At 71.0% G+C, this 23,947-nt stretch carries 26 protein-coding genes and 1 pseudogene; 20 read left to right on the forward strand and 7 right to left on the reverse strand.

The features are described from left to right. The first annotated feature begins 61 nt into the window (after nucleotides 1-61). From ald to ACWD3C_RS31400, 9 genes are all read left to right on the forward strand, one after another. Nucleotides 62-1,186, forward strand: a complete 1,125-nt coding sequence (gene ald / locus ACWD3C_RS31360; protein WP_451149548.1) for an alanine dehydrogenase — start codon at nucleotides 62-64, stop codon at nucleotides 1,184-1,186. A gap of 540 nt (nucleotides 1,187-1,726) precedes the next feature. Then, the gene (locus tag ACWD3C_RS31365) at nucleotides 1,727-2,854 is read left to right on the forward strand and encodes a ParA family protein (protein WP_451149549.1); all 1,128 of its coding nucleotides are present in this window, start codon (nucleotides 1,727-1,729) and stop codon (nucleotides 2,852-2,854) included. Beyond that, nucleotides 2,839-3,465 (forward strand): hypothetical protein, encoded by a 627-nt coding sequence (locus ACWD3C_RS31370; RefSeq protein WP_451149550.1) that lies wholly within the window; start codon nucleotides 2,839-2,841, stop codon nucleotides 3,463-3,465. The genes ACWD3C_RS31365 and ACWD3C_RS31370 overlap by 16 nt, the downstream gene beginning before the upstream one ends. 19 nt (nucleotides 3,466-3,484) lie before the next feature. Further along, nucleotides 3,485-4,633, forward strand: a complete 1,149-nt coding sequence (locus ACWD3C_RS31375; protein ID WP_451149551.1) for a segregation and condensation protein A — start codon at nucleotides 3,485-3,487, stop codon at nucleotides 4,631-4,633. Next, the gene (scpB, locus tag ACWD3C_RS31380; RefSeq protein ID WP_451149552.1) at nucleotides 4,630-5,316 is read left to right on the forward strand and encodes an SMC-Scp complex subunit ScpB; all 687 of its coding nucleotides are present in this window, start codon (nucleotides 4,630-4,632) and stop codon (nucleotides 5,314-5,316) included. Before ACWD3C_RS31375 ends, scpB begins: the two co-directional genes overlap by 4 nt. Next, entirely contained in the window at nucleotides 5,316-6,395 is a 1,080-nt protein-coding gene (locus ACWD3C_RS31385; protein WP_451149553.1) for a pseudouridine synthase, read from the forward strand. The genes scpB and ACWD3C_RS31385 overlap by 1 nt, the downstream gene beginning before the upstream one ends. 169 nt (nucleotides 6,396-6,564) lie before the next feature. Further along, nucleotides 6,565-7,323 (forward strand): NUDIX hydrolase, encoded by a 759-nt coding sequence (locus ACWD3C_RS31390; RefSeq protein ID WP_451149554.1) that lies wholly within the window; start codon nucleotides 6,565-6,567, stop codon nucleotides 7,321-7,323. Further along, the gene (locus tag ACWD3C_RS31395; RefSeq protein WP_451149555.1) at nucleotides 7,320-8,345 is read left to right on the forward strand and encodes an ADP-ribosylglycohydrolase family protein; all 1,026 of its coding nucleotides are present in this window, start codon (nucleotides 7,320-7,322) and stop codon (nucleotides 8,343-8,345) included. The genes ACWD3C_RS31390 and ACWD3C_RS31395 overlap by 4 nt, the downstream gene beginning before the upstream one ends. Nucleotides 8,346-8,348: 3 nt before the next feature. Next, nucleotides 8,349-9,098: a nucleotidyltransferase domain-containing protein gene (locus tag ACWD3C_RS31400; protein WP_451149556.1), complete on the forward strand. Its 750-nt coding sequence runs from the start codon at nucleotides 8,349-8,351 to the stop codon at nucleotides 9,096-9,098. Here ACWD3C_RS31400 and ACWD3C_RS31405 read toward each other — a convergent pair. From ACWD3C_RS31405 to ACWD3C_RS31420, 4 genes are all read right to left on the reverse strand, one after another. Continuing rightward, a complete protein-coding gene (locus ACWD3C_RS31405; protein WP_451149557.1) occupies nucleotides 9,024-9,776 on the reverse strand; it encodes a nucleotidyltransferase domain-containing protein in 753 nt (250 codons plus the stop codon). The two genes, ACWD3C_RS31400 and ACWD3C_RS31405, sit on opposite strands and share 75 nt — an antisense overlap. Before the next feature lie 22 nt (nucleotides 9,777-9,798). Further along, nucleotides 9,799-10,230 (reverse strand): Rieske (2Fe-2S) protein, encoded by a 432-nt coding sequence (locus ACWD3C_RS31410; RefSeq protein ID WP_451149558.1) that lies wholly within the window; start codon nucleotides 10,228-10,230, stop codon nucleotides 9,799-9,801. Further along, nucleotides 10,227-10,811, reverse strand: coding sequence for a DUF6529 family protein (locus ACWD3C_RS31415; RefSeq protein WP_451149559.1), 585 nt, complete (start codon nucleotides 10,809-10,811; stop codon nucleotides 10,227-10,229). The genes ACWD3C_RS31410 and ACWD3C_RS31415 overlap by 4 nt, the downstream gene beginning before the upstream one ends. A gap of 63 nt (nucleotides 10,812-10,874) precedes the next feature. Then, nucleotides 10,875-11,552 (reverse strand): hypothetical protein, encoded by a 678-nt coding sequence (locus ACWD3C_RS31420; protein WP_451149560.1) that lies wholly within the window; start codon nucleotides 11,550-11,552, stop codon nucleotides 10,875-10,877. Nucleotides 11,553-11,793: 241 nt separating this feature from the next. Here ACWD3C_RS31420 and ACWD3C_RS31425 point away from each other — a divergent pair, with 241 nt between their 5' ends. The 6 genes from ACWD3C_RS31425 (at nucleotide 11,794) to der (ending at nucleotide 16,995) form a co-directional block, all read left to right on the forward strand. Further along, nucleotides 11,794-12,228, forward strand: a complete 435-nt coding sequence (locus ACWD3C_RS31425; RefSeq protein ID WP_451149561.1) for a YidB family protein — start codon at nucleotides 11,794-11,796, stop codon at nucleotides 12,226-12,228. A gap of 244 nt (nucleotides 12,229-12,472) precedes the next feature. Beyond that, nucleotides 12,473-12,835 (forward strand): chorismate mutase, encoded by a 363-nt coding sequence (gene aroH, locus ACWD3C_RS31430; protein WP_451149562.1) that lies wholly within the window; start codon nucleotides 12,473-12,475, stop codon nucleotides 12,833-12,835. After that, a complete protein-coding gene (locus tag ACWD3C_RS31435; RefSeq protein ID WP_451149563.1) occupies nucleotides 12,832-13,917 on the forward strand; it encodes a prephenate dehydrogenase in 1,086 nt (361 codons plus the stop codon). The genes aroH and ACWD3C_RS31435 overlap by 4 nt, the downstream gene beginning before the upstream one ends. A 118-nt stretch (nucleotides 13,918-14,035) precedes the next feature. Continuing rightward, the gene (gene cmk, locus ACWD3C_RS31440) at nucleotides 14,036-14,731 is read left to right on the forward strand and encodes a (d)CMP kinase (RefSeq protein ID WP_451149564.1); all 696 of its coding nucleotides are present in this window, start codon (nucleotides 14,036-14,038) and stop codon (nucleotides 14,729-14,731) included. After that, entirely contained in the window at nucleotides 14,728-15,405 is a 678-nt protein-coding gene (locus ACWD3C_RS31445) for a lysophospholipid acyltransferase family protein (RefSeq protein ID WP_451149565.1), read from the forward strand. Before cmk ends, ACWD3C_RS31445 begins: the two co-directional genes overlap by 4 nt. A gap of 114 nt (nucleotides 15,406-15,519) precedes the next feature. After that, nucleotides 15,520-16,995, forward strand: a complete 1,476-nt coding sequence (gene der / locus ACWD3C_RS31450; protein WP_451149566.1) for a ribosome biogenesis GTPase Der — start codon at nucleotides 15,520-15,522, stop codon at nucleotides 16,993-16,995. Between the two features lie 88 nt (nucleotides 16,996-17,083). Here the strand turns inward: der and ACWD3C_RS31455 are convergent, their stop codons facing one another. After that, a complete protein-coding gene (locus ACWD3C_RS31455) occupies nucleotides 17,084-17,500 on the reverse strand; it encodes a hypothetical protein (protein ID WP_451149567.1) in 417 nt (138 codons plus the stop codon). 471 nt (nucleotides 17,501-17,971) lie between these two features. Then, on the reverse strand, nucleotides 17,972-18,745 hold the full coding sequence (locus tag ACWD3C_RS31460; RefSeq protein ID WP_451149568.1) for a hypothetical protein: 774 nt from the start codon (nucleotides 18,743-18,745) through the stop codon (nucleotides 17,972-17,974). 536 nt (nucleotides 18,746-19,281) lie between these two features. Between ACWD3C_RS31460 and ACWD3C_RS31465 the strand changes: the two genes are divergently transcribed. Next, a complete protein-coding gene (locus ACWD3C_RS31465; RefSeq protein ID WP_451149569.1) occupies nucleotides 19,282-19,929 on the forward strand; it encodes a LysM peptidoglycan-binding domain-containing protein in 648 nt (215 codons plus the stop codon). 83 nt (nucleotides 19,930-20,012) lie between these two features. On the opposite strand, the pseudogene ACWD3C_RS31470 reads toward ACWD3C_RS31465, so the two are convergent. Continuing rightward, nucleotides 20,013-20,192, reverse strand: a pseudogene (locus tag ACWD3C_RS31470) (ABC transporter); the annotation flags it as partial. 76 nt (nucleotides 20,193-20,268) lie between these two features. On the opposite strand from ACWD3C_RS31470, the gene ACWD3C_RS31475 reads away from it, so the two are divergent. The 4 genes from ACWD3C_RS31475 (at nucleotide 20,269) to ACWD3C_RS31490 (ending at nucleotide 23,933) form a co-directional block, all read left to right on the forward strand. Continuing rightward, nucleotides 20,269-20,445, forward strand: a complete 177-nt coding sequence (locus ACWD3C_RS31475; protein ID WP_451149588.1) for a hypothetical protein — start codon at nucleotides 20,269-20,271, stop codon at nucleotides 20,443-20,445. Nucleotides 20,446-20,568: 123 nt separating this feature from the next. Continuing rightward, the gene (locus ACWD3C_RS31480; protein WP_451149584.1) at nucleotides 20,569-21,819 is read left to right on the forward strand and encodes an ABC transporter substrate-binding protein; all 1,251 of its coding nucleotides are present in this window, start codon (nucleotides 20,569-20,571) and stop codon (nucleotides 21,817-21,819) included. A 24-nt stretch (nucleotides 21,820-21,843) separates the two neighbouring features. After that, complete coding sequence (locus ACWD3C_RS31485; protein WP_451149570.1) at nucleotides 21,844-23,106, forward strand: glycosyltransferase family 4 protein; 1,263 nt, start codon at nucleotides 21,844-21,846, stop codon at nucleotides 23,104-23,106. Then, nucleotides 23,106-23,933 (forward strand): hypothetical protein, encoded by an 828-nt coding sequence (locus ACWD3C_RS31490; RefSeq protein WP_451149585.1) that lies wholly within the window; start codon nucleotides 23,106-23,108, stop codon nucleotides 23,931-23,933. The genes ACWD3C_RS31485 and ACWD3C_RS31490 overlap by 1 nt, the downstream gene beginning before the upstream one ends. Nucleotides 23,934-23,947: the final 14 nt, after the last annotated feature.

Consider the following 23,947-nt stretch of genomic DNA (forward strand, 5'->3'; position numbering starts at 1 on the left):
CGGTGCGCCCACTCGTGGCCGGGTATGTCTTGCAATGCCCACACCCTCTGAGCCAAGGACCGTGATCGACGTGAAGGTCGGCATCCCCCGCGAGGTCAAGAACAACGAGTTCCGGGTGGCCATCACCCCCGCCGGTGTGCACGAGCTGGTGCGCCACGGCCACCAGGTCGTCATCGAGCGGGGCGCCGGGGTCGGCTCCTCGATCACGGACGACGAGTACGTCGCCGCCGGCGCCGAGATCCTCGGCACCGCCGACGAGGTGTGGGCCACTGCAGACCTGCTGCTCAAGGTCAAGGAGCCCATCGCCGAGGAGTACCACCGCCTCCGCAAGGACCAGACGCTCTTCACCTACCTGCACCTGGCCGCGTCCAAGGAGTGCACGGACGCCCTCCTGGAGTCCGGCACCACCGCGATCGCGTACGAGACGGTCGAGCTGCCCAGCCGAGCGCTCCCGCTGCTGGCCCCCATGTCCGAGGTCGCGGGCCGGCTCGCCCCGCAGGTCGGCGCCTACCACCTGATGCGCGCCAATGGCGGACGCGGCGTGCTGCCCGGCGGTGTCCCGGGGGTGGCGGCCGGCCGGGCCGTCGTCATCGGCGGTGGCGTCTCCGGCTGGAACGCCGCGCAGATCGCCATCGGCATGGGCTTCCACGTGACCCTGCTCGACCGGGACATCAACAAGCTGAAGGAGGCGGACAAGATCTTCGGTACGAAGATCCAGACCGTCGTCTCCAACTCCTTCGAACTGGAGAAGGCCTGCCTCGACGCCGACCTCGTCATCGGCGCCGTCCTCATCCCGGGCGCCAAGGCCCCGAAGCTGGTCACCAATGAGCTGGTCTCGCGCATGAAGCCGGGAAGTGTCCTTGTCGACATCGCGATCGACCAGGGCGGCTGCTTCGAGGACTCGCGTCCGACCACCCACGCCGAACCGACCTTCCCCGTCCACGAGTCGGTCTTCTACTGCGTCGCCAACATGCCCGGCGCGGTCCCCAACACCTCGACGTACGCGCTGACCAACGCCACGCTGCCGTACATCGTCGAACTCGCCGACCACGGCTGGGTCGAGGCGCTGCGCAGTGACCCGGCGCTCGCCATGGGCCTCAACACCCATGACGGCAAGGTGACTTACCGCGAGGTCGCGGAGGCGCACGGTCTGGAGCACGTGGAGTTGGAGTCGCTGCTCGGCTAGTCGGTCGATCAGCCGGTCGATCAGTCGATCGGCCGCTCGCCGAGTCGGTTGCCGAGTGGGTCGCTGAGTCGACCAATCGGCCTGGTTCAAGGGCTGGTTCGTTCAAGGTCGACTTTCGGCAGGCCGTGGTCGACTTCCGGCCGAGTCCGCCTACGACCCGGCGCCAAAAGGCGATACGTCAACACAGATCGTCAACATCGCCCACCCGGCCGGACCTTGCCCGACAAGGTCCGGCCCGATGTGTGTAGTGTCACTTTGCGGTACTCGCTCAACTCGCCTCGAACGCACCCCTTGAACCGATTCGCACACCGGTGAAACCTGCCGTGCGACGGCCGTACGCCCTTGACAGCGGGATGTTTCATTGCCGACACATCGGGCCGGGTCCGGCGGATTGTGTTGCTGCGGACGGCCGACACGCCATAGAGTCGCCAACCGTCGGCATGGTGCCACGCTGACCTATCTAGAAGTTTCCTGGTCACCAAGGAGGTAAGACGACTTGTGAATGAGTCGACATTTACTCCCGGGGGTGGTCAACCAGGAATGCCTGCGCAGGGCTCAAGGCTCACGGGGCTTCAGGCTGTCGGCTCCGTCGCTGTGCGCACCTTCGCGGCCCACCAGAGTCCGCAGATGACTCAGACAGCACACCAGAGCATGGATGGCCATCACGTGAACGCCATGGCCGGCGACGGAAGTGGCGAGACCCGCAACCACTTCGCCGACTACGACGAACTGCCCGACGGGCACTTCTACGACCCAGACGCCGAGTACGAGCCCGATCCCGAGTACGCGGCCACCCTCGCGCCCGACGCGGCGCGCCAGCGCCGCGAGCGCGTCGGCCCGACCGGTCGCCCTCTGCCGTACTTCCCGATCCCGGGTCCGCTGACCGATCACGGCCCCGCGAAGATCATCGCGATGTGCAATCAGAAGGGCGGCGTCGGCAAGACGACGTCGACCATCAACCTGGGCGCGGCGCTCGCGGAGTACGGACGGCGTGTCCTGCTGGTCGACTTCGACCCGCAGGGGGCGCTCTCGGTCGGCCTCGGCGTGAACCCGATGGAGCTCGACCTCACCGTCTACAACCTGCTCATGGAGCGGGGCATGGCGGCCGACGAGGTGCTCCTGAAGACCGCGGTCCCCAACATGGACCTGCTGCCCAGCAACATCGACCTGTCCGCCGCCGAGGTCCAGCTGGTGTCCGAGGTCGCGCGCGAGTCGACGCTGCAGCGCGCCCTGAAGCCGCTCATGGCCGACTACGACTACATCGTGATCGACTGCCAGCCCTCGCTCGGCCTGCTCACGGTGAACGCGCTGACGGCCGCGCACAAGGTGATCGTGCCGCTGGAGTGCGAGTTCTTCGCCCTGCGCGGTGTCGCGCTGCTCACCGAGACCATCGAGAAGGTCCAGGAGCGGCTCAACCCGGAGCTGGAGCTCGACGGCATCCTCGCCACGATGTACGACTCCCGGACCGTGCACAGCCGTGAGGTCCTCGCGCGCGTGGTCGAGGCGTTCGACGATCACGTCTACCACACGGTCATCGGGCGTACGGTCCGCTTCCCGGAGACCACGGTCGCCGGTGAGCCGATCACCACGTACGCCTCCAACTCCGTCGGTGCCGCCGCCTATCGCCAGCTCGCCAGGGAGGTGCTCGCCCGGTGTCACGCCGAGTGAGTCTGCCGGGGGCCGACGAACTGTTCCGTACCACCGGGGGAATGCCGCTCCAGGCGTCCACCCCCAGGCGCCAGGCCAACGGCGAGGCCCGGGTGTCGGCTCCGGCGGGCGAGGACGACGCGGCGGCCGCATCCGGGTCGGGTTCGGGCTCCGGTCCCGCGTCCGGCTCCGGGGAGGACGCGCCGCCGTCCGTGCCCGCGCAGGGCGGTGACGGTGACGGGGCCGAGCATGTGGCCGCGGACACGGAGGCGTCCGACGCGGGGGAGTCCCGCAGCCGGGGCGCCGCCGCCACGGCGGAGCGGTCCGCGCGGCGTCAGACGGCGCAGGAAGGTTCTGCCGCGGGCGGTGCCGCCGCTGCCGCGCCGCGCAAGCGGGGGCGTGCCTCCGGGCGCCGGCCGAGCGGGCGGGAGCGGCACGACGAGAAGATCACCGTGTACGTGTCCGCCGAGGAGCTCATGGATCTGGAGCACGCCCGGCTGGTGTTGCGCGGGGAGCACGGGCTCGCTGTCGACCGGGGGCGGATCGTGCGTGAGGCTGTCGCCGTCGTGCTGGCGGATCTGGAGTCCCGGGGGGACGCGAGCATTCTGGTGCGTCGGCTTCGCGGGCGGTAACAGGTAGCCTGCGACGGCTATGACCTCGTACGACAGCTCTGGCTCGGGCTCCGGCGGTTCTGCCGGTCGTCGGCGTGCGCTGGGCCGGGGTCCGGGGGTCGTGCCCCCGTCACCCGTGGCGGCTCCGCCCGAGCCGCCTACGGCGGAGGGCTCTCCTCCGGCCGAGCACAGTACGTCGGCCGAGGACAGTACTTCGCCGGCGGGCCGTGGGGCGTTGCAGGAGCCGCCTGTTGTAGAGCCGGCGGACGACGCAGGTCAGGCCGAAGAGGTGCCGCCCGCTGTCGAACCCGTGGACGAGGCACCCCCCGCTGCGGAACCTGTACAAGCCGAAGCGCAGCCCGCGGAGGATGAGCCCGGCGACGGTGTCTTCAAGGTTCGGCTAGCCAACTTCGAGGGGCCGTTCGACCTTCTGCTTCAGCTGATCTCCAAGCACAAGCTCGACGTCACCGAAGTCGCGCTGTCGAAGGTGACCGACGAGTTCATGGCGCACATCCGGGCGATGGGGCCGGACTGGGATCTGGATCAGACGACGGAGTTCCTGGTCGTCGCGGCCACTCTGCTCGACCTCAAGGCCGCGCGGCTGTTGCCCGCCGCGGAGGTCGAGGACGAGGCGGACCTCGCGTTGCTGGAGGCGCGGGACCTGCTGTTCGCCCGGCTGTTGCAGTACCGGGCGTACAAGCAGATCGCGGAGATCTTCAGCGGGAGGCTGGACGAGGAGGCGCGGCGGTATCCGCGTACCGTCGGACTGGAGCCGCACCATGCGGAGCTGCTGCCCGAGGTGGTCATCAGCGTCGGGGCGGAGGGGTTCGCGAAGCTCGCCGTGAAGGCGATGCAGCCGAAGCCGAAGCCTCAGGTGTACGTCGATCACATCCACGCGCCGTTGGTGAGTGTGCAGGAGCAGGCCGGGATCGTGGTCGCGAGGCTTCGAGAGCTCGGGGAGGCCACCTTCCGGGCGCTCGTCGAGGACACCGACGACACGCTCACCGTCGTCGCCCGGTTCCTCGCGCTGCTGGAGCTCTACCGGGAGAAGGCCGTCGCCCTGGACCAGGAGACCGCGCTCGGGGAACTGGTCGTGCGGTGGACCGGTGGCGAGGGGGACGGGACCCCGATGGTCACCGACGAGTTCGACCGGCCGCCCGAGCCGCCCAAGGAGGAGGAGAAGGCGTGAGCGAGGAGACCACCGAGGCGCCGGCGGGGCTGCGGACCGTCGCCGACCTCGAACTCAAGCCCGCCCTGGAGGCCGTCCTCATGGTCGTGGACGAGCCCGCCACCGAGGAGAACCTCGCGAAGATCCTGGAGCGGCCGAAGCGGCAGATCGCGAAGGCGCTGCGGGAGCTGGCCGACGACTACACCGGGCAGGGGCGCGGCTTCGAGCTGCGCCTCGTCGCCGGTGGCTGGCGGTTCTACACCCGCCCTGAGTACGCGGCCGCCGTCGAGCGGTTCGTCCTCGACGGGCAGCAGGCCCGGCTCACCCAGGCCGCGCTGGAGACGCTGGCCGTGGTCGCGTACCGGCAGCCGGTGAGCCGTTCGCGGGTCTCGGCCGTACGAGGAGTGAACTGCGACGGCGTGATGCGCACCCTCCTGCAGCGGGGTCTGGTCGAGGAGGCGGGCACGGAACCCGAAACAGGTGCGATCCTGTACACCACGACGAACTACTTCCTGGAGCGGATGGGCCTGCGCGGCCTGGACGAGCTCCCGGAGCTCGCGCCCTTCCTCCCGGAGGCGGAGGCGATCGAGGCCGAGACCCAGGAAGCCGTACCGTCGTTCGATCCGGACGCCCCGGACGCGGACGACGGTCCCAGGACGAACATGTCTAATACAACGCTTAATACGACGACGACGGAACTTTGATGCGAAGCAGCGGTAGCGGCAAGAGTGGCGGAACCGGCGGACGCGGTAACCACCGCGGTGCCGGCAACAACAGGGACCAGAAGCAGGGGCAGGGCCGCCCCCGCAAGCCCCGCCCCGAGGAGCGCCGCTACGACGTGGGCCCCGGTGGCACCCAGGACGGCCCCAAGTCCGGCCGTGGCGGCTCCGCGCGCGGCGGCGCCAAGGGCGGCCCCAAGCAGCCCCAGCAGGCGCGTGGGCGTGGCCGTTCGGTCCCGGCCAGCTCCCGTGAGTACGACGCGAGGGCCGAGGAGCGCAATCGCGAGCGGTACGCGGGCAAGAAGGACGTCAAGCCGCCCAGGACCTTCCCCGGCGCCGAGCAGGAGGGTGAGCGGCTGCAGAAGGTGCTCGCGCGCGCGGGCTACGGTTCCCGGCGGGCCTGCGAGGAGCTGATCGAGCAGGCCCGGGTCGAGGTCAACGGCGAGATCGTCCTTGAGCAGGGCAAGCGGGTCGACCCGGAGAAGGACGAGGTCAAGGTCGACGGGCTGACCGTCGCCACGCAGTCGTACCAGTTCTTCTCGCTGAACAAGCCCGCCGGTGTCGTCTCGACCATGGAGGACCCGGACGGCCGGCAGTGCCTCGGCGACTACGTCACCAACCGTGAGACGCGGCTCTTCCACGTGGGGCGGCTCGACACCGAGACCGAGGGCGTCATCCTGCTCACCAACCACGGCGAGCTGGCGCACCGGCTGACCCACCCCAAGTACGGCGTCAAGAAGACCTACCTCGCGCACATCGTGGGCCCGATCCCGCGTGACCTGGGCAAGCGTCTGAAGGATGGCATCCAGCTGGAGGACGGGTACGCGCGCGCGGACCACTTCCGGGTCGTCGAGCAGACCGGCAAGAACTACCTCGTCGAGGTCACGCTCCACGAGGGGCGCAAGCACATCGTCCGGCGCATGCTCGCCGAGGCCGGTTTCCCGGTCGACAAGCTGGTGCGCGTCGCCTTCGGGCCGATCACCCTCGGCGACCAGAAGTCGGGCTGGCTGCGCCGTCTGTCGAACACCGAGGTCGGGATGCTGATGCGCGAGGTCGACCTGTAAGAGGTGGGGGACGCGTTTTCCCGCTGCGGCCGGTCCTGGATCTTTCCGGGCCGGCCGCTTCGTTGTGTCCGGACTGTTGTTCGCCGAAAGGGGTTGTGTGAGGTGGCCCACTGCCCTTATAGTCAGTATGACTATTAGTCGCAGTGACTATTAAGGAGAGTGGGTGGACATGACCGCACCCGCGGACCAGTCGTCGAACGGCGGCGCGCCCGAGGGCTACGACAAGTACGCCTACGAACCCTTCGCCGTCACGGTCGACCTCGCTGTCCTCACCGTCCGCGCGGGCGCGCTCCAGGTGCTGCTCGTCGAACGCGGGCAGGAGCCGTACGCGGGGCGCTGGGCGCTGCCCGGCGGGTTCGTGCTGCCGCACGAGTCCGCGGAGCAGGCGGCCCGCCGTGAACTGGCCGAGGAGACGGGCCTTCAGGACGTCTCCGGGCTCCATCTGGAGCAGCTGCGGACCTACAGCGAACCCGGCCGCGACCCGAGGATGCGGGTCGTCTCCGTCGCCTTCGCCGCGCTGCTGCCCGACCCGCCCGAGCCGCACGGCGGCGGTGACGCGGCGCAGGCCCAGTGGCTGCGCTACAACGCCGTCGGCCCGCTCGCCTTCGACCACGACCGCATCCTCGCCGACGCCCACGAACGCGTCGGCGCCAAGCTTGAGTACACCTGTCTCGCCACCTCCTTCTGCCCGCCCGAGTTCACGCTCGGGGAGCTCCAGCAGGTCTACGAGACCGTGTGGGGCACCGCCCTCGACCGGCCCAACTTCCGGCGCAAGGTGCTGGCCACGCCGGGCTTCGTCGAGCAGATCCCCGGTGCCGCGCGCCTGACCGGAGGCCGTGGCAAACCCGCGGCGCTCTACCGCGCGGGCGGGGCCACCACCCTGCACCCGCCTCTGTTGCGACCCACGTCGGAAGGACGGCCCTCATGACCATGACCCTGCTCGCCAAGCGCGCCGCCACCGGATCTCTCCTGGGGCTCGCCCTCGGGGACGCGCTCGGCTTCCCGACCGAGTTCAACGACATCCCCTCGATACTCGCCAAGTGCGGGCCCTGGCGGGAGATGAAGCTGCCCCGTCCCGCGTACGTCACGGACGACACCCAGATGACGCTGGCGCTGGCGCGGGGGCTGCGCTCGGCGACGGACCGCGGCCTGCTGGGCCCCGAGGCCCTGGAGCGGGCCGTACGCGCGGAGTTCGTGGCCTGGTCCCGCTCCCCGGAGAACAACCGCGCGCCCGGCCGTACCTGCCTCGTCGCCTGCGACCTCCTCGCGCAGGCACGCCGGCCCTGGCAGGACGCCAGCCAGATCCGCTCCAAGGGCTGCGGGGCCAACATGAGGGTCGCGCCCCTCGGCCTCATGGCGCGGCTCAGCACCGAACAGCGGGCGGGCGCCGCCCAGTTGCAGGCCGCGCTCACCCACGGGCACCCCACCGCGCTCGCTGCCGCCGACCTCACCGCACACGCGGTGGCCCTCCTGGCACAGGGCGTCGAGCCGCTCGGGCTGGTCGGGCGGCTGCGGTCGTACGCGTACGAGAACCGCAGCCGCTACCACGTGCGCTGGCTCGGCGACCTGTGGCGGTACAGCCAGGAGGACCCCACGCCCGCGCACTTCATCGCCCGCGGCTGGGACGAGTGCCTCGACGCCCTGGACCGCCTCCAGCGGGCGCTGCGGCACCCGTCGCCCGAGACCGACCCCTGCCTGGCCACGGGCGAGGGGTGGATCGCCGAAGAGGCCCTCGCCACCGGCCTGCTCTGCTTCCTGCTCTTCCTCGACGAGCCGGTCACCGCCCTGCGCCGCGCCGCCTGCACCTCCGGCGACTCGGACTCCATCGCCTGCCTCGCCGGGGCGTTCGCCGGCGCCCACCACGGTCCGGGCGCCTGGCCGACGGAGTGGGCCGACCGGGTCGAGTACCAGGGCGACCTCGTCTCGCTGGGGGCGCTCTGGGACGCTTGAGGGATGACCGAGTCCCTCGACCTCGACCTGGCCCCCGTGGTCGCCGAACAGCCCGACCCCCTGCTGTTCGCGACCGTCTCCGGAGCTCATCTGTACGGCTTCCCCTCGCGCGACTCCGACGTCGACCTGCGGGGCGTCCACCTGCTGCCGACGGCCGAACTGGTGGGCCTGCGCGAGCCGGAGGAGACCCGGTCGAGGATGTGGGACCGGGACGGCGTCGAGCTGGACCTGGTCACGCACGACCTGCGCAAGTTCGTACGGCTGATGCTGCGGCGCAACGGCTACGTGCTGGAGCAGCTGCTCTCGCCCCTCGTCGCACACACCACCGACGCCCACCGGGAACTGGCCTCGCTCGCACCCGGCGTCCTCACCCGCCACCACGCCCACCACTACCGTGGGTTCGCGAACACACAGCTGCGGCTCTTCGAGAAGACCGGTGAACTCAAGCCGCTGCTCTACACGTTCCGCGTGCTGCTCACCGGGATCCACCTGATGCGCAGCGGCGAGATACAGGCCCATCTACCCACCCTGATACGGGAGACCGACGCGCCCGCCTACCTGCCGGACCTGATCGCCGCCAAGGCCGAGCAGGAGCACGCGACGGCCGCCGTGGACCACGCGCGCGTGGCCGACGACGTGGAGCGGCTGCACGCGACGCTGGACGAGACACAGGCGCTGTCAGCGCTCCCGGAGGCCCCGTCCGCCTACGACGCCCTGCACGAGTTCGTCGTCCGGGTCCGCCTGGAGGGTTGACAGGGCTGACGTCCGGCGGGTGCGGACGAGGAAGTCCTCGACGCGGGCACGATCGGGCTCGGGCGGGAGCGGGGTGCGGGCCGACGCCTCGTCCGTCTCCGCGGCCAGGCGGGCCATCCAGGACTCGACCCGGGACCACGGAACCTCGCCCCGCTTCACCGCGAGGAGAGGCTCGCGCTGGTCGCCCACGTCGATGACCAGCTCACCCGTGCGCAGGAGATCGCGGCAGCTCATCAGGAGGCGGAGCAGATGCATCGCGTGCTTCCAGCGCGGGGCGCCGTGCTTGCGTACGTCCGCGTCGAGCTTCTTGCGCTGGCCCAACGCGTAGCGCGCGAACGTCTCGTGGGCCCGGCGGGACAGGAACGCCCCGCGCAGCGACAGGAGTTCACGGCCCGTGGCGTCGGCGTACTCGACGAACGGGGAGTGCAGGCACTCCAGGATGTTCGGGTTGGCGCGCAGGGCCAGGGCGCAGAAGCGCTCCAGTTCCCAGCTGAACTGCTCCTCCGCCGGGCCCTCGACGTGCGTCGGCGGCTTCTCGAAGCGCCAGTACAGGGCGGTCGGCGCCAGGAAGACACCCCTGCGGTCGGTGTCGCTGTCGTCCGTGGCCAGGCCGAAGGCCCGTGAACCCATGACGCAGGCGTAGATCGTGTGGTCATGGACCAGGGCCTCGGGGTGCATGCCCGGCAGGGTACGCGGCGGTTCAGCTCAGGCGGATCGAATTTCCCGACACCGTGATCTGCTCCGCGGGCAGCGGACGGGTCGCCGGGCCGCTCGCCACCGAGCCGTCGGCGATGTTGAACTTGCTGCCGTGGCACGTGCAGTTGATCGTGTCGTCCGAGACATTGGCGACCACGCACCCCTGGTGGGTGCAGACCGCCGAGAAGGCCTTGAACTGGTCCTGCTCGGGCTGCGTCACGACGACCTTCTGATCCTTGAAGATCTTGCCGCCGCCGACCGGGATGTCATCTGTCCTGGCCAGTTCCTCGCCCCCGTCCGCCCCGGTGTCCCCGGTGGGCTGCTCCTCCGAGCTGTCGTTGCCCTCGTCGCCGTACTCGTTGCATCCCGCGAGCAGCGCCGCCGTGCCCGCCGCTCCCGTCACGAGAAGCGTGCGCCGCGTCGAACCCATCGTCATGTCGTCACTCCGAACGTACGGAAGAACCAGAGGGCGGAGGTCAGCCAGACCACCGTGAGGGCGGCGAAGACGAGGCCGCCGACGATCGGCAGCAGCCAGCCGGGCAGTCGCTCCGAGCGGAGCAGCAGCATCTTGGCACTGAAAACACCGAAGAAGAAACAACCCAGGACAGAGTGCCACAAAACCCGCGGTTCATACGTCTGATAGCCCAGCGCATAGAGGCAGTGCACTGCGACCGGCACCGCCACCAGGAACGCCACCCGCCCCGACCAGCGGTGCAGCACCGCCGCCCAGCTCGGGCCCGGCAGCTTGCCGTAGATCATGAGTGCCGACACGAACTGGACGACCGCGAAGCCGAACGCGGCCGTCGCCATCCAGGACTTCACCGCGCCCGTGCTGCTGAACCCGGCGAGGTTGAAGGCGGTGCCCTGCGGATCGTGCACCTTGCCATAAGCGCCGAGTCCGACCGCGACCGCGCACGCGACCAGCGCCGGGACGAGATAGCGGGTGGCGTTCGGGCGGGCGTGGCCGGGGTGCGGGGACGGGAAGTTCTGGGTGGCGGCGTTCGGATCGACGGTCATGATCGGCTCCCTGGGTCAGGGGGTGTCATGGAGTCGGCCAAGAAGGCCAAAAGGTCAGGAGGGTCAAGGGGTGACCGGTCGGGCCGTGAGCTGCTCGCCGTCGATCGTCACGGCGCCGGTCTCGGGGTCGATCTCGGGCGCGGCCGAGGGCATGCCGTCGCGATTGAGGATGCCGACCTGGCGGCCGCCCCGCAGCACGATCCAGCCGCCGTCGACCTCGGCGCCCCGCACGGTGGCCGTGGCCCGGTACAGCCCCGAGGGCTTGACCGCCTTGTCGGCCGTGAAGCCGTACCGCTCGCCGTCGAGGTTCACGGTGCCGGTGATGCTCCTGTCCTTGAGCGTGCCGGCCAGCTCGCCGCCGTTCCGGCTCGTGAGCGTCATGGAGCCGTCGTCCTCGACGTCGCCCTTGAGCCAGGACTCCTGGTCGCGGCCGTCGCAGAAGTACGCGATCGCCCTGCCGTCGCGCAGGGAGACGGCGATCGCGGCGGAGTCGTCGTCGGTACGGCCCGCGTAGTCGGCGTTGGGCGGCGGGCTCGTGGTGGGAGTGCGGCTGGGTGGCGGCGCGCTCTTCGTCGGCGCGGCCGTGGGCGTGGGGCTCGGTGAGACCGTGACCGTGTCGCCCGGCGAGACGCTGTCGGTCGACGACGTCGTGCGCGTCCCTGTCGTCGCGTTGAGCGACAGCATGAACAGGGCGAGCAGGAGTCCCCCGAGCAGTGTGAACAGTGGTCCGGAGCGCTTCATATGTGCCTCCCCCGAGGCGTGGCGCGGACAGCCTCCCCCATGCAAGCGGACACACGGGACGGCGTCCAGAGGCGCACGGGCGCGATTCACCCCAAGTGGCGGGACAGTGACGTTCGCGTGACATTGTCAGGGTCTGGGGCCGGGGTTCGTCACATACGACCGGCCGAACTCTCGAACCTCCGAACTCTCGACATTCTCCAAACTCTCGGAAAGTCCCGAACGGCTTGCGAAAGGCGTGACCATGGCGAGCAACGATCTCGGCAGTCTGCTCGACGGCCTCCTCGGCGGGGGCGGCCAGGGCGGCGGTTCCAGCGGGGCCGGCATCCTGGGCGCACTGCTCGGGACCCTGGGCGACGGCGCGAGCGGCGACGGTGCGAGTGGCGACGGCGGCAATCCGCTGGGCGGGCTGCTGGACACGCTCACCGAGTCCCGCCTCGCCGAGCAGAAGAACTCCTGGGTCGGCACGGGCGAGAACCAGCCCGTGACCGGAGCGCAGATCCAGCAGGCGCTGCCGTACGAGACCCTCAGGGAGGTCGCCGAGCGGACGGGTGTCAGCCCGGACCGGGTCGCGATCGAGATCGCCCAGGTGCTGCCCGAAACCGTCGACAAGCTCACCCCGGACGGACGGGTCCCCTCGGGCTCCCTCAAGGACATCATCGAGGCACAGAGCCGGTGAGCGTCCGTGGTGCTCGGCGGGCGGGCGCCGCGCACCCGTGCGTGACGGGCTGACCGAGCCGGTCCGGCGAAGTCCGGTGGGGTTCGGCAGAGCCCCGGAGGGGCGCAGGGCGGTGACGTCAGCGGCCGGCCCACGACGGACGCGCAGGTCTGGCCCACGACAGACCCGCAGGTGAAGCACCGGACCCCCGGCGGAGCGCTTAGGCTTGTCGGTCAAAGGGAGCCGATCAGCGAGGAGCAGAGCCGTGGCGGTACGAGCGGTCCGGGGCGCCGTCCAACTTCAGCGGGACGAGGCCGGACACATGGACGAGCAGGTCGGCGAGCTGCTCACCGCCGTCCTGGAGCGCAACGGGCTCACCGCGGACGACCTGATCAGCATCTGGTTCACGGCCACGCCCGACCTGCACAGCGACTTCCCGGCGGCCGCGGCCCGCAAGCTCGGCATCGTCGACGTACCCCTGATCTGCGCGCAGGAGCTGGACATCGCGGGCGCCATGCCCCGGGTCGTACGCGTCCTCGCGCACATCGAGTCCGACCGGCCCCGCTCCGACATTGCGCACGTCTACCTCGGCGCCGCCGCCGCGCTCCGCAAGGACATCGCCCAGTGAGGACCGCACTTGTCATCGGAACCGGGCTGATCGGCACGTCGGCGGCCCTGGCGCTGGCCCAGCGCGGCGTCACCGTCCACCTCACCGACCGTGACCCGGAGCAGGCGCGTACGGCGGCCGCGCTCGGCGCGGGTACCGACGAGGCGCCCGAGGGGCCGGTCGACCTCGCGATCGTGGCCGCCCCGCCCGCGCACGTGGCCACGACCCTCGCCGACGCGATGGGGCGCGGCCTGGCCCGCGGCTACCTCGACGTGGCGTCGGTGAAGGGCGGCCCGCGCCGCGAGCTGGAGGCGCTCGGCCTCGACCTCGCCCCGTACATCGGTACGCATCCCATGTCCGGCCGCGAGAAGTCCGGCCCCCTGGCGGCGACCGGCGACCTGTTCGAGGGCCGCCCCTGGGTGCTCACGCCGACGCGGGACACCGACACCGAGGTCCTCAACCTCGCCCTGGAACTGGTGTCGCACTGCCGTGCCGTGCCCGTGGTCATGGACGCCGACGCCCACGACCGGGCCGTCGCCCTCGTCTCCCACATGCCCCACCTGGTCTCCAGCACGGTCGCCGCACGCCTGGAGAACGCCGAGGAGACGGCCGTACGGCTGTGCGGGCAGGGCATCCGGGACGTGACCCGGATCGCGGCCTCCGACCCCCGCATGTGGATCGACATCCTCTCCGCCAACCCGGGCCCGGTCGCCGACCTCCTCGCCGACGTGGCCGCCGACCTCGACGAGACCGTGCAGGCCCTGCGCGCCCTCCAGTCCTCCGACGAGGCCAAGCGCCGCGAGGGCACGACCGGCATCGAGGACGTCCTGCGCCGCGGCAACGCCGGCCAGGTCCGCGTCCCCGGCAAGCACGGCTCCGCTCCACGGACGTACGAGGTCGTCGTCGTCCTCATCGACGACCAGCCCGGCCAGCTGGCCCGCATCTTCGCGGACGCGGGGATGGCCGGGGTCAACATCGAGGACGTACGCATCGAGCACGCGACCGGGCAGCAGGCGGGTCTGGTCCAGCTGATGGTGGAGCCGAAGGCGGCGCCGGTGCTGACCGCGGCGCTGCGGGAGCGGGGCTGGGCGATCCGGCAGTAGCCCTCGCCACGGGCTGCGCGAAGGACCAGTCATACCGGGTCCGGGAAGCCAGTAACCTTGTGCAGGGCACAATCGCGCCCCCGCATCCACCACCTCGCACCAGGAAGGTGTCCACACCGTGGAAAACGGCGCCGCCCGGACCGCCCCGGCAGTGATTGTCGCCATCGACGGCCCCTCCGGCACGGGCAAGTCGAGCACTTCGAAGGCCGTGGCCGCGCAGCTCGGTCTGAGCTACCTGGACACCGGCGCCCAGTACCGGGCGATCACCTGGTGGATGGTCAACAACGGGATCGACATCGGCGACCCCTCGGCGATCGCCGCCGTGGCCGGGAAGCCGGAGATCGTCTCCGGGACCGACCCGTCCGCGCCGACCATCACCGTGGACGGGACGGATGTCGCAGGTCCGATCCGTACCCAGGAGGTCACCTCCAAGGTCAGCGCGGTCAGCGCGGTGCCCGAGGTGCGGGCGCGGATCACCGAGCTGCAGCGGTCGCTCGCGGCCGGCGCCGAGAACGGCATCGTCGTCGAGGGCCGGGACATCGGCACCACCGTGCTGCCGGACGCCGACCTGAAGATCTTCCTCACGGCTTCCCCGGAGGCCCGCGCGGCCCGCCGCAACGGTGAGCTGAAGGGCACCGACGTCCATGCCACCCGCGAGGCCCTGCTCAAGCGGGACGCCGCCGACTCCGGCCGCAAGACCTCGCCGCTCGCCAAGGCGGACGACGCGGTCGAGGTGGACACCTCCGACCTCACGCTCCAGCAGGTCATCGAGTGCGTGATCACCCTCGTCGAGGAGAAGCGGGCAGCGAAGTGACCGAGGCGCCATCGGTACGGGGTGCCGAGGTCGGACGGCGCATCGGCGTCGGCCTGATGTACGGCCTGTGGAGGCCGCGCGTCCTCGGCTCCTGGAGGGTTCCCGCGACCGGCCCGGTGATCCTGGCCGTGAACCACTCGCACAACATCGACGGCCCGATGGTCATGGGCGTGGCGCCCCGGCCGACGCACTTCCTGATCAAGAAGGAGGCGTTCGTCGGCCCCCTCGACCCCTTCCTGCTCGGCATCGGCCAGCTGAAGGTGGACCGCTCGACCGCCGACCGCACGGCGATCACCCGGGCGCTGGGCGTGCTGGAGAACGGCGGAGTCCTCGGCATCTTCCCCGAGGGCACCCGCGGCGACGGCGACTTCGCCTCGCTGCGCGCCGGGCTCGCGTACTTCGCGGTCCGCGGCGGCGCCCCGATCGTGCCGGTCGCGGTGCTGGGAAGTTCCGAGGTGTCCGGACGGTTGATACGAGGGCTGCCTCCGCTGCGCCGACGCATCGACGTCGTCTTCGGCGACCCGTTCGAGGCAGGAGACGGAAGCGGGCGGCGTACGCGCAAGGCGCTCGACGAGGCGACCGTACGCATCCAGGAACGGCTCACCGCCCACCTGGAGGACGCCAGATGCCGGACCGGCCGCCCGCAGAAGGCGGACGAGACGGCCGGCGCCTGACGGGCGCCCGGAAAACGCCGGGCGTCCCACCGGGCGCCGGGCGACACTTGAGTAGTGGATCACCGGCACCCGAGGTGCTCCACCGATCACCACGATGAACGAGGTACGGACTTCATGAACGACCAGATCCACTCCGACGGCTCGGGCGAGGCCCATGAGCACGGAGCACTTGGCGACGCCGAGTACGCGGAGTTCATGGAGCTCGCCGCGGAAGAGGGCTTCGACCCGGAGGACGTCGAGGGCGCCATCGAGGCGGCCGGTCACGGCCCGCTCCCGGTCCTCGCCGTCGTCGGCCGCCCGAATGTCGGCAAGTCGACCCTGGTGAACCGCATCATCGGCCGCCGCGAGGCCGTCGTCGAGGACAAGCCCGGCGTCACCCGCGACCGCGTGACCTACGAGGCCGAGTGGGCGGGCCGCCGCTTCAAGGTCGTCGACACCGGCGGCTGGGAGCAGGACGTCCTCGGCATCGACGCGTCCGTGGCCGCGCAGGCCGAGTACGCGATCGAGGCCGCCGACGCCGTCGTCTTCGTCGTCGACGCCAAGGTCGGCGCGACCGACACCGACGAGGCGGTCGTACGGCTCCTCCGCAAGGCCGGCAAGCCCGTGGTGCTGTGCGCCAACAAGGTGGACGGCCCGAGCGGCGAGGCCGACGCGGCGTACCTGTGGTCCCTCGGCCTCGGCGAGCCGTACCCGGTCTCCGCGCTGCACGGCCGCGGCACCGGCGACATGCTGGACCAGGTCCTGGAGGCCCTGCCGGACGCACCCGCGCAGACCTTCGGCACCGGGCTCGGAGGCCCGCGCCGTATCGCCCTCATCGGCCGCCCGAACGTCGGCAAGTCCTCGCTGCTGAACAAGGTGGCCGGTGAGGAGCGCGTCGTCGTCAACGAGATCGCGGGCACCACCCGCGACCCGGTCGACGAGATGATCGAACTCGGCGGCACGACCTGGAAGTTCGTCGACACGGCAGGCATCCGCAAGCGCGTCCACCTCCAGCAGGGCGCCGACTACTACGCCTCCCTGCGCACCGCCGCCGCCGTGGAGAAGGCCGAGGTCGCGGTCGTCCTGATCGACGCCTCGGAGGCCATCTCGGTCCAGGACCAGCGGATCGTGACGATGGCCGTCGAGGCCGGGCGCGCGCTGGTCATCGCGTACAACAAGTGGGACACCCTCGACGAGGAGCGCCGCTACTACCTGGAGCGCGAGATCGAGACCGAGCTCGGCCAGGTGGCCTGGGCGCCCCGCGTCAACGTCTCCGCGCGCACCGGGCGGCACATGGAGAAGCTGGTCCCGGCCATCGAGACCGCGCTCGCGGGCTGGGAGACCCGCGTGCCCACGGGCCGCCTCAACGCCTTCCTCGGCGAACTGGTCTCGGCCCACCCGCACCCGATCCGTGGCGGCAAGCAGCCCCGCATCCTCTTCGGCACGCAGGCCGGCACGAAGCCCCCGCGTTTCGTCCTCTTCGCCTCCGGCTTCATCGAGGCCGGCTACCGCCGCTTCATCGAACGCCGGCTGCGCGAGGAGTTCGGCTTCGAGGGGACGCCGATCCATATCTCGGTGCGGGTGCGCGAGAAGCGCGGCAAGAAGAAGTAGGAGTACGGGAACGTAGAGCGGCGCCCCCAGGTCACGAACCCTGGGGGCGCCGCCCTCACGTCCTGAAGCTTCCTCGCTCCCTCCGGGCTCAGAGCCCTCGGCGCGGCGCCGGTGGCAGTGCGGCGGGGATCCGGTGCATTCCGGTGTGCCCCGTGGGCATCCGCCCGACCGGCTGCCACACGGACGTCGCCGTGGCCGCCTGGCTCTGCTGCTGCTCCTGCCTCGCGCTCTGCTGCGAGGCGAGATGCCCGGTCGCGAACGCCGCGGCACCGTGGCGTCCGCCGTACGAACCCGTGTTGTACGGGGGGTTGCCGAAGGCGGTGAAGCCCAGCTCCTCTTCACCATGGCGGTCACCGGGCAGGGCCCGGTAGGACCGCACCCACTCGGCATAGAGCGCGTCATAGATCGGCGTAGCCGACGGGCCGCCCGAAGAGGGGTCCTGCGCCGATCGCGCAGACGGGATCGGCTGATAGGACTGGCGGCGGGGGACGTCATATGCGTGCACGTAACTCCAAACGACCCCACCGCCGAAGAGATGCGGCTACGAGACCTTTTGGGCCGCCCGCAACTGTCCTGGCCGGGGGCGCCCCGTAAGGAGCGCGGGGCTGTGTCGATATGCGCCTCCGCCGCGTGGGCGCCACCAGCCACCGACGACCGGCAGCCGACAACGAACCTGTCGTCCCCTGCTCAACCCAACGACACGCTCACGCTCTGTCGAGCGGCCGAGGCGCCCCTAAGGAGCGCGGGGCTGTGTCGATATGCGCCTCCGCCGCGTGGGCGCCACCAGCCACCGACGACCGGCAGCCGACAACGAACCCGCCGTCTCCGCTCAACCCAACGACACGCTCACGCTCTGTCGAGCGGCCGGGAGGCGTCCCCAAAGGGGCGCGGGGCTGTGTCGCGTGGGCGCGACCGGCCACCAATAACCCGCAGCCGACAACCAACCCGCCGTCCCCCGCTCAACCCAGCGGAGCGCTCACGTTCCGGCGAGCGGCAGCTCCGCCCCCACCAACTGCCCGTTGGCCGCGGCCTTGTCGAGCGCCTCGCGCAGCAGGTCCTCGCGCTGCTGGCGCCCGATGGAGCCGACCGGAGCCGCGAACAACAGCACCCGCTGGTGCTTGTTGGCGGCCGCGCGCCAGCTGTCGGCGACCTGGAGGGCCTGGTGGGCCTGCCACCAGGCGACCGGCTGGGCGCCGCCCGGGCCCGGCTGCAGGATGGCGTGCAGCTGGCCCATGGCGAGCAGCACGGACCAGCCGTGCAGCACCGGTGGCACCGAGCCGATCTGGGAGAGCGGCATGAAGCCCTGCTCGATGAGCAGCGGCAGGAAGTCGTCACCGGCGCCGGCGGTACCGGGGCGCGCGATGGGGGCGGTCGGCTCCACGACGAGCGCCGGGTGCAATTCGCCCTCGATCAGGACGAGTCCGCTGGTCACCCCGAGCACGGCCTGCTCGGGCACGGCCTTGACGGGACCGTCGTCGGCGGTGATGGAACGGACGGCGCCCTGCAACTGCTCCTCGGTGACCTGGACGACCTGCGAGGGCAGACAGGTGGCGTGGGCGAAGGCGAGGACGGCGGTCTCGTCGCCGACGAACAGGACGGTGCTGGTGCGCTCCTGCTCGGAGTCGCCCGGAGTGCGGCAGGACGTGCAGTCGTAACTGCCGGGGGCGTTGTCTCCGGCGAGCAGCCGGTCAGCTTCTTCGTCGCCGATCTCGGCGCGTACGTCGTCGCCGACGTCGAGCATGCGCGGCACGGGTGGCTCCTCGGGATGCGGTGCGTGACGGTGCCGGGTGGCTCCCGGCCCATGAGCGCGGGGGTCCCGGCTCATGAAGAAGACAACGGGCGATCTGTGGCCGGAGTCACGCCCGACGACGTACGGAATCGAACCATCCGACGCGCAGCGTGAATCCCCGGGCGGAATCGGCTACTCCGCGCCAACTCCTCGGATTTCCCAAGACATTGATCCGGTGAGGTGAGTCACGGATCGTCGGGGGGACAGGTCGACAAATCCGGAAATCGTGGAATGAAGTGGGTGGCCGAAAGTAGTCGATACTCACGGTAACGGCGAACTGACCTGGAATGACAAGGAGTTGGTTGATATCGGGTCACCCGGCTCCCTAGATTCCTCGCCGTGTGCAACGAGCACCGCTCGGGACGTCCGCCGGCCGCGCCACACAGCCGACTCGCAGCACCACCGCCGGCGGACGGGGCGGAGTACGGCACCCGCGTTCCGTGCGGGCAGGCCGTGCCCCGCCTTGGGGGACCCCGGGTCCTTGGAGAGGGAAATACATGTCCGAATGTGCCGACAACACCCACAACAACACCCACGGCAACACGCGCAAGACGCGTACGACGGCGGTCCTCGCCGGAGCGGCCCTGCTCGCCCCGCTCGGACTTCTCGCCGCGCACGGCAACGCGGCGGCGGCCGACGGCGGAGTGTGGGACCGCATCGCACAGTGCGAGAGCGGCGGAAACTGGCACATCAACACCGGCAACGGCTACTACGGCGGACTCCAGTTCTCCGCCTCCACCTGGCGCGCGTACGGCGGCACGGCCTACGCGGCCACCGCCGACCAGGCCTCCAAGGCCCAGCAGATCGAGATCGCCACCAAGGTCCAGCGTGGCCAGGGCTGGGGCGCCTGGCCGACCTGTTCGGCGCGGGCCGGAGCGTACGGCAGCGCCCCCGCCGCGCCCTCGACCGGCTCGGAGAACCCGAAGCCCGCCCCGGCCCAGCGGTCCGAACAGTTGCCGACCCGCTCCTCGGGCCACACCGACCGCAGTTCGTCCCGCGGCGACTACACCGTGCGCAGCGGTGACACGCTGAGCGGCATCGCGGCGCGCCACGGGACCACCTGGCAGCGGATCTACGCCGCCAACAAGGCCGTCATCGGCGGTGATCCCGACATGATCGTGCCCGGTCAGCGGCTCAAGATCTGAGCCGCGCTCCCTGACCCCCCGGGTACGCGGGTCCCACCCGGCCCACTGACCGGGTGGGACTCCGCGGCCCTTTCCCGGACCTCTCAGGCCAGTTCGGCCGCCTCCCCGGCGAACACCAGTGACCCGCACCGCAGTTCGTACACGAGTGCCGCCCGGCCGTGGAGACCGGGCGGCAGGCGCTGTTCGGCGATCACCACACAGGCGTCGAGGCCGTTCAGTAGCTCGTACGTGCGGGCCGCGACCGTCGGTGACATGCCCAGCGCGACCACCACGGCCACCGGCAGGCTCCGCATCCGGGAGGCCACCGCGACGGCCACCACCTCCACGACGAGGATCGGCATGCCGTACGGGTCCGTACGTACGGCGCCAGCAGCACGCCGCCTGAACGGCGCCACGGCCCTGCCGGACTCGGCGGGAACGGCCATCGAGGAGGACGGCACCTGGAAGGTCTCCGTCAGGACGCTGTGCGGGCTGGTCGTGCTGAGCGGCAATGAGTCGCCGGGCCCGGGCTGCTGAGACCGCCGCCGCGGGTCTGCTCCTCCTGCTGGCCTCGGCCTGTGGCAGCCGCCTCCCGGAGAGCGACTTCGAGGACCGGGCGACACCACTCAGCGGGGCGGCACCCCGATCCGCGTCGGCATCATCACCAGCGCCACCAGCCCCGTCGGCGGCAACGCCTTCACCGGCCCGCGCGACGGGGCCAGGGCTTACTTCGAGCGGCTCAACGCGCGCGGGGGTATCGGCGGCCGCGAGGTTGAGGTGCGGGAGTGCGACGACGAGGGCAGCGGCGTCGGCAACAACGAGTGCGTGCACCGGCTGATCGAGGTGGACAGGGCCGTCGCCCTCGTCGCCGCCACCGCCTTCGACTACGCGGGCGCCGAACGCGTCTCACGCGCGCGTGCCCGACATCGGCGGTCAGCCCATCGGCCCGGCGTACGACGCTACCCGCACCTGTACGGCATCTACTGCAGCCTCGCGCCCCGGAACGGCGAGACCGGCTGGGACGGCAGGCAGGCCGGCGGCACCGAGGTGTACCGCTACTTCAAGCGCGAGCACGGCGCCCGTACGGCCGCGGTCGTGTCGTACAACCAGTCCGCGTCGGCCGCGTACGCCCGTCTGGTCGCCCGGGGTCTTCAGGCCGAGGGCTACGAGGTGGTCACCGAGCAGGTCGACTTCGCGCTGCCCAACTTCCGTGCGGCGGCGGCCGACCTGAAGGAGCAGGGCGCCGACCTCGTCTTCGACGCCCTCGACACGCACGGCAACGCCCGGCTGTGCCAGGCGATGGACGACGTGGGCGCCGAGGCGACCGCCAAGGTCACCAACGTGCAGAACTGGACGTCGACGGTCCCCGAGGACTACAAGGACGCCCCGCGCTGCCGCAACGCCCTGTGGGCGACCGGGTCCAGCCGTAACTACGAGGACACCGGCCACGAGGCCGTACGGGAGTTCCGCGACGCCACCGAGGGCCTTGAGACGCATTCCCAGTGGCAGTTGGAGGGCTGGGCGGCGGCCATGTGGTTCACGGACGCGGCGCGGGCGTGTGCCGGAACGGGCGTCACGCGCGCGTGTGTCGACGCGTTCATGGACCGCGGCGAGCCGTACACCGCCGACGGCCTGCTCCTCCCCGTCGTGTACGAGCGGCACGACGAGCCGCCGAAGACCCGCAGGACCTGTGTCTCGGTGGCCCGTTGGCAGGACGAGCGGGGCTGGGTGAGCCCAGGGGGAGATGAACGACAACTGTTTCGACGTACCGCAGCTGTTGTACGAGCCCTAATGCGTGTCGGCGGGAAAAGGTTCCCTCGTTCGGTTACCAATAGGGCAACTCTTGCAGAACGGATTGGTGATGGAGGCCAACCATCCTGCCCGTTATCCGATCTGACTGAGAGGCAGTAGGACCAGACGGAGATACGGGGACGCATGCAGATCTCTTTCCTGATACACAACGCGTACGGAATCGGGGGGACGATCCGCACGACGTACAACCTCGCGAACACCCTGGCCCAGCAGCACGACGTCGAGGTCGTCTCTGTCTTCCGCCATCGCGACGAGCCCGTCTTCACGCCCGATTCGAGGGTGCGTCTGCGTCATCTCGTCGACGTCCGTGAGAACAGCGGGGACAGCGGAAATCCGGAATTGAACCGTCCGGCGCGTGTTTTCCCGCGCGCGGAGGGCCGTTACGCGCAGTACAGCGTTCTCAGTGACCGGCGCATCGCCGAACACCTCGCCTCGGTCGACGCCGACGTCGTGGTCGGCACCCGGCCGGGGCTGAACGTGCACCTGGCCCGGCAGACCCGCCGCGGGCCCGTCCGTGTCGGCCAGGAGCACCTCACGCTGGACAGCCACTCACCGGCCCTGCGCGCCACCCTGCGGGGCCTCTACCCGCGCCTGGACGCGCTCACCACGACCACGCGGGCCGACGCCCGCGCGTACGGTGCCGGGATGCGGCTGCCCGGCGTCCGCGTGGAGGCCCTGCCCAACCCGGTGCCCGCGCCGGGCATCGACCCCGCGGACGGCTCCGGCAAGTGGGTCGTGGCCGCGGGCCGGCTGGCGCCGGTCAAGCGGTACGACCTGCTCGTCAAGGCCTTCGACAGGGTGCGTGAACAGCGGCCCGACTGGCGGCTGCGCATCTACGGCGGCGGCAAGCAGCACGACAAACTCCGCACGCTCATCGACAAGCTGGACCTCTACAACCACGTCTACCTGATGGGCCCGGCCAACCCCATCGAGCCCGAGTGGGCCAAGGGCTCGATCGCCGCCGTCACCTCCAGCATGGAGTCGTTCGGCATGACGATCGTCGAGGCCATGCGCTGCGGACTGCCGGTGGTCTCGACCGACTGCCCGCACGGTCCCGGTGAGATCATCGACAACGGCGTCGACGGCCGGCTCGTGGAGGTCGGCAAGGCCGGGGCCATCGCCGGCGGGCTCCTCGAACTGATCAACGACGACGCACAGCGGCAGCAGATGGCGCACGCGGCGCTCAAGAACTCCGAGCGCTTCGACCCGGCCCGGATCGCCGAACGCTACGAGTCGATGTTCTCCGACCTGGCCGCACGGAGCGGCACCACCCTCGGCGGACGCATGCGCGGCTCGCTGCACCGCACCCGTGGCGCCCTGGTCGGCGGAGCCTACGCCGTCCGGGACGCCGGACTCCTCGCACTCAAGAAGGAGCGCACCGCATGATGACCCTGGCTTCCCGGACCGCACGCCGGGACAACGACGGGGGCGCCTCGAAGGCCCCGCGCGCCGACTGCGTCGCCGACTCCGCGGGCGGCCTGACCTTCGAGATCGCCGACCCCGGCGCGCCCGGCCCGGCCCACCTGGTCCTCAGGCTCCGCGACGCCGAGGACGAGGTGCGCCTCCCGCTCACCCCGGCCGCCGACGGCCGCCTCAGGGCCGCCCTGCCCAGCAGCGTCGATCTGTCCGAGGGCCGCTGGGACGTCTACGCCGAGCCGGCCGACGGCACACCGCGCCGCCTGACGCCCGGGACCAACGACCTGCGCTCCCTCGTCGACCGCGTTCCCGGCGAGGCCGACGACCACGTCGCCGTCCGCATCCCGTACCCCACCAAGCACGGCAACCTCAGCATCCGCTGCTGGCGGCGCGCCCCGCACACCGAGGCGGGCGAACTGTATGTGAAGGACGGTGAGCTGAGCGTACGAGGCCGGGTGTACGGCACCGAGTGCGCACCGGACGCGTACGCCGAACTCGCGAGCCGGGACGGGTCGGCGCCCGCCGTCCGGGCCGACATCACCACGGACCGGGCCGGGTTCGGCTTCACCGTGGCCCTCGGCGCCCTCGCGCCCGGCGTCTGGGACCTGTGGCTGCGCCCGGCGGGGGAGGCCGGACCGAGGGTGCGGATCGCGCGGCTGCTCGACGACATCGTCGACAGGAAGCCGGTGTTCGTCTACCCGAAGGCCCGCCTGGAGACGGAGCGCGGCCGGATGGCGGCCAGGCCGTACTACACGGTCGGCAACGACCTGTCCGTCTCGGTCACCGCGGTGAGCTGAAGCACCGCCCGCCA

The organism is Streptomyces sp. NPDC002845, from assembly GCF_053591955.1.

Excerpts from the sequence above, each read along its gene's own strand:
- ACWD3C_RS31400 (WP_451149556.1), top strand. The coding sequence starts at position 8,349 with ATGACCGAGTCCCTCGACCTCGACCTGGCCCCCGTGGTCGCCGAACAG.
- ACWD3C_RS31410 (WP_451149558.1), bottom strand. The coding sequence starts at position 10,230 with ATGACGATGGGTTCGACGCGGCGCACGCTTCTCGTGACGGGAGCGGCG.
- ACWD3C_RS31375 (WP_451149551.1), top strand. The coding sequence starts at position 3,485 with ATGACCTCGTACGACAGCTCTGGCTCGGGCTCCGGCGGTTCTGCCGGT.
- der (WP_451149566.1), top strand. The coding sequence starts at position 15,520 with ATGAACGACCAGATCCACTCCGACGGCTCGGGCGAGGCCCATGAGCAC.
- ACWD3C_RS31485 (WP_451149570.1), top strand. The coding sequence starts at position 21,844 with ATGCAGATCTCTTTCCTGATACACAACGCGTACGGAATCGGGGGGACG.
- ACWD3C_RS31425 (WP_451149561.1), top strand. The coding sequence starts at position 11,794 with ATGGCGAGCAACGATCTCGGCAGTCTGCTCGACGGCCTCCTCGGCGGG.
- ACWD3C_RS31415 (WP_451149559.1), bottom strand. The coding sequence starts at position 10,811 with ATGACCGTCGATCCGAACGCCGCCACCCAGAACTTCCCGTCCCCGCAC.
- ACWD3C_RS31465 (WP_451149569.1), top strand. The coding sequence starts at position 19,282 with ATGTCCGAATGTGCCGACAACACCCACAACAACACCCACGGCAACACG.
- ACWD3C_RS31385 (WP_451149553.1), top strand. The coding sequence starts at position 5,316 with ATGCGAAGCAGCGGTAGCGGCAAGAGTGGCGGAACCGGCGGACGCGGT.
- ACWD3C_RS31420 (WP_451149560.1), bottom strand. The coding sequence starts at position 11,552 with ATGAAGCGCTCCGGACCACTGTTCACACTGCTCGGGGGACTCCTGCTC.
- ACWD3C_RS31475 (WP_451149588.1), top strand. The coding sequence starts at position 20,269 with ATGCCGTACGGGTCCGTACGTACGGCGCCAGCAGCACGCCGCCTGAAC.
- ACWD3C_RS31395 (WP_451149555.1), top strand. The coding sequence starts at position 7,320 with ATGACCATGACCCTGCTCGCCAAGCGCGCCGCCACCGGATCTCTCCTG.
- ACWD3C_RS31390 (WP_451149554.1), top strand. The coding sequence starts at position 6,565 with ATGACCGCACCCGCGGACCAGTCGTCGAACGGCGGCGCGCCCGAGGGC.
- ACWD3C_RS31365 (WP_451149549.1), top strand. The coding sequence starts at position 1,727 with ATGCCTGCGCAGGGCTCAAGGCTCACGGGGCTTCAGGCTGTCGGCTCC.
- ACWD3C_RS31405 (WP_451149557.1), bottom strand. The coding sequence starts at position 9,776 with ATGCACCCCGAGGCCCTGGTCCATGACCACACGATCTACGCCTGCGTC.
- ACWD3C_RS31490 (WP_451149585.1), top strand. The coding sequence starts at position 23,106 with ATGACCCTGGCTTCCCGGACCGCACGCCGGGACAACGACGGGGGCGCC.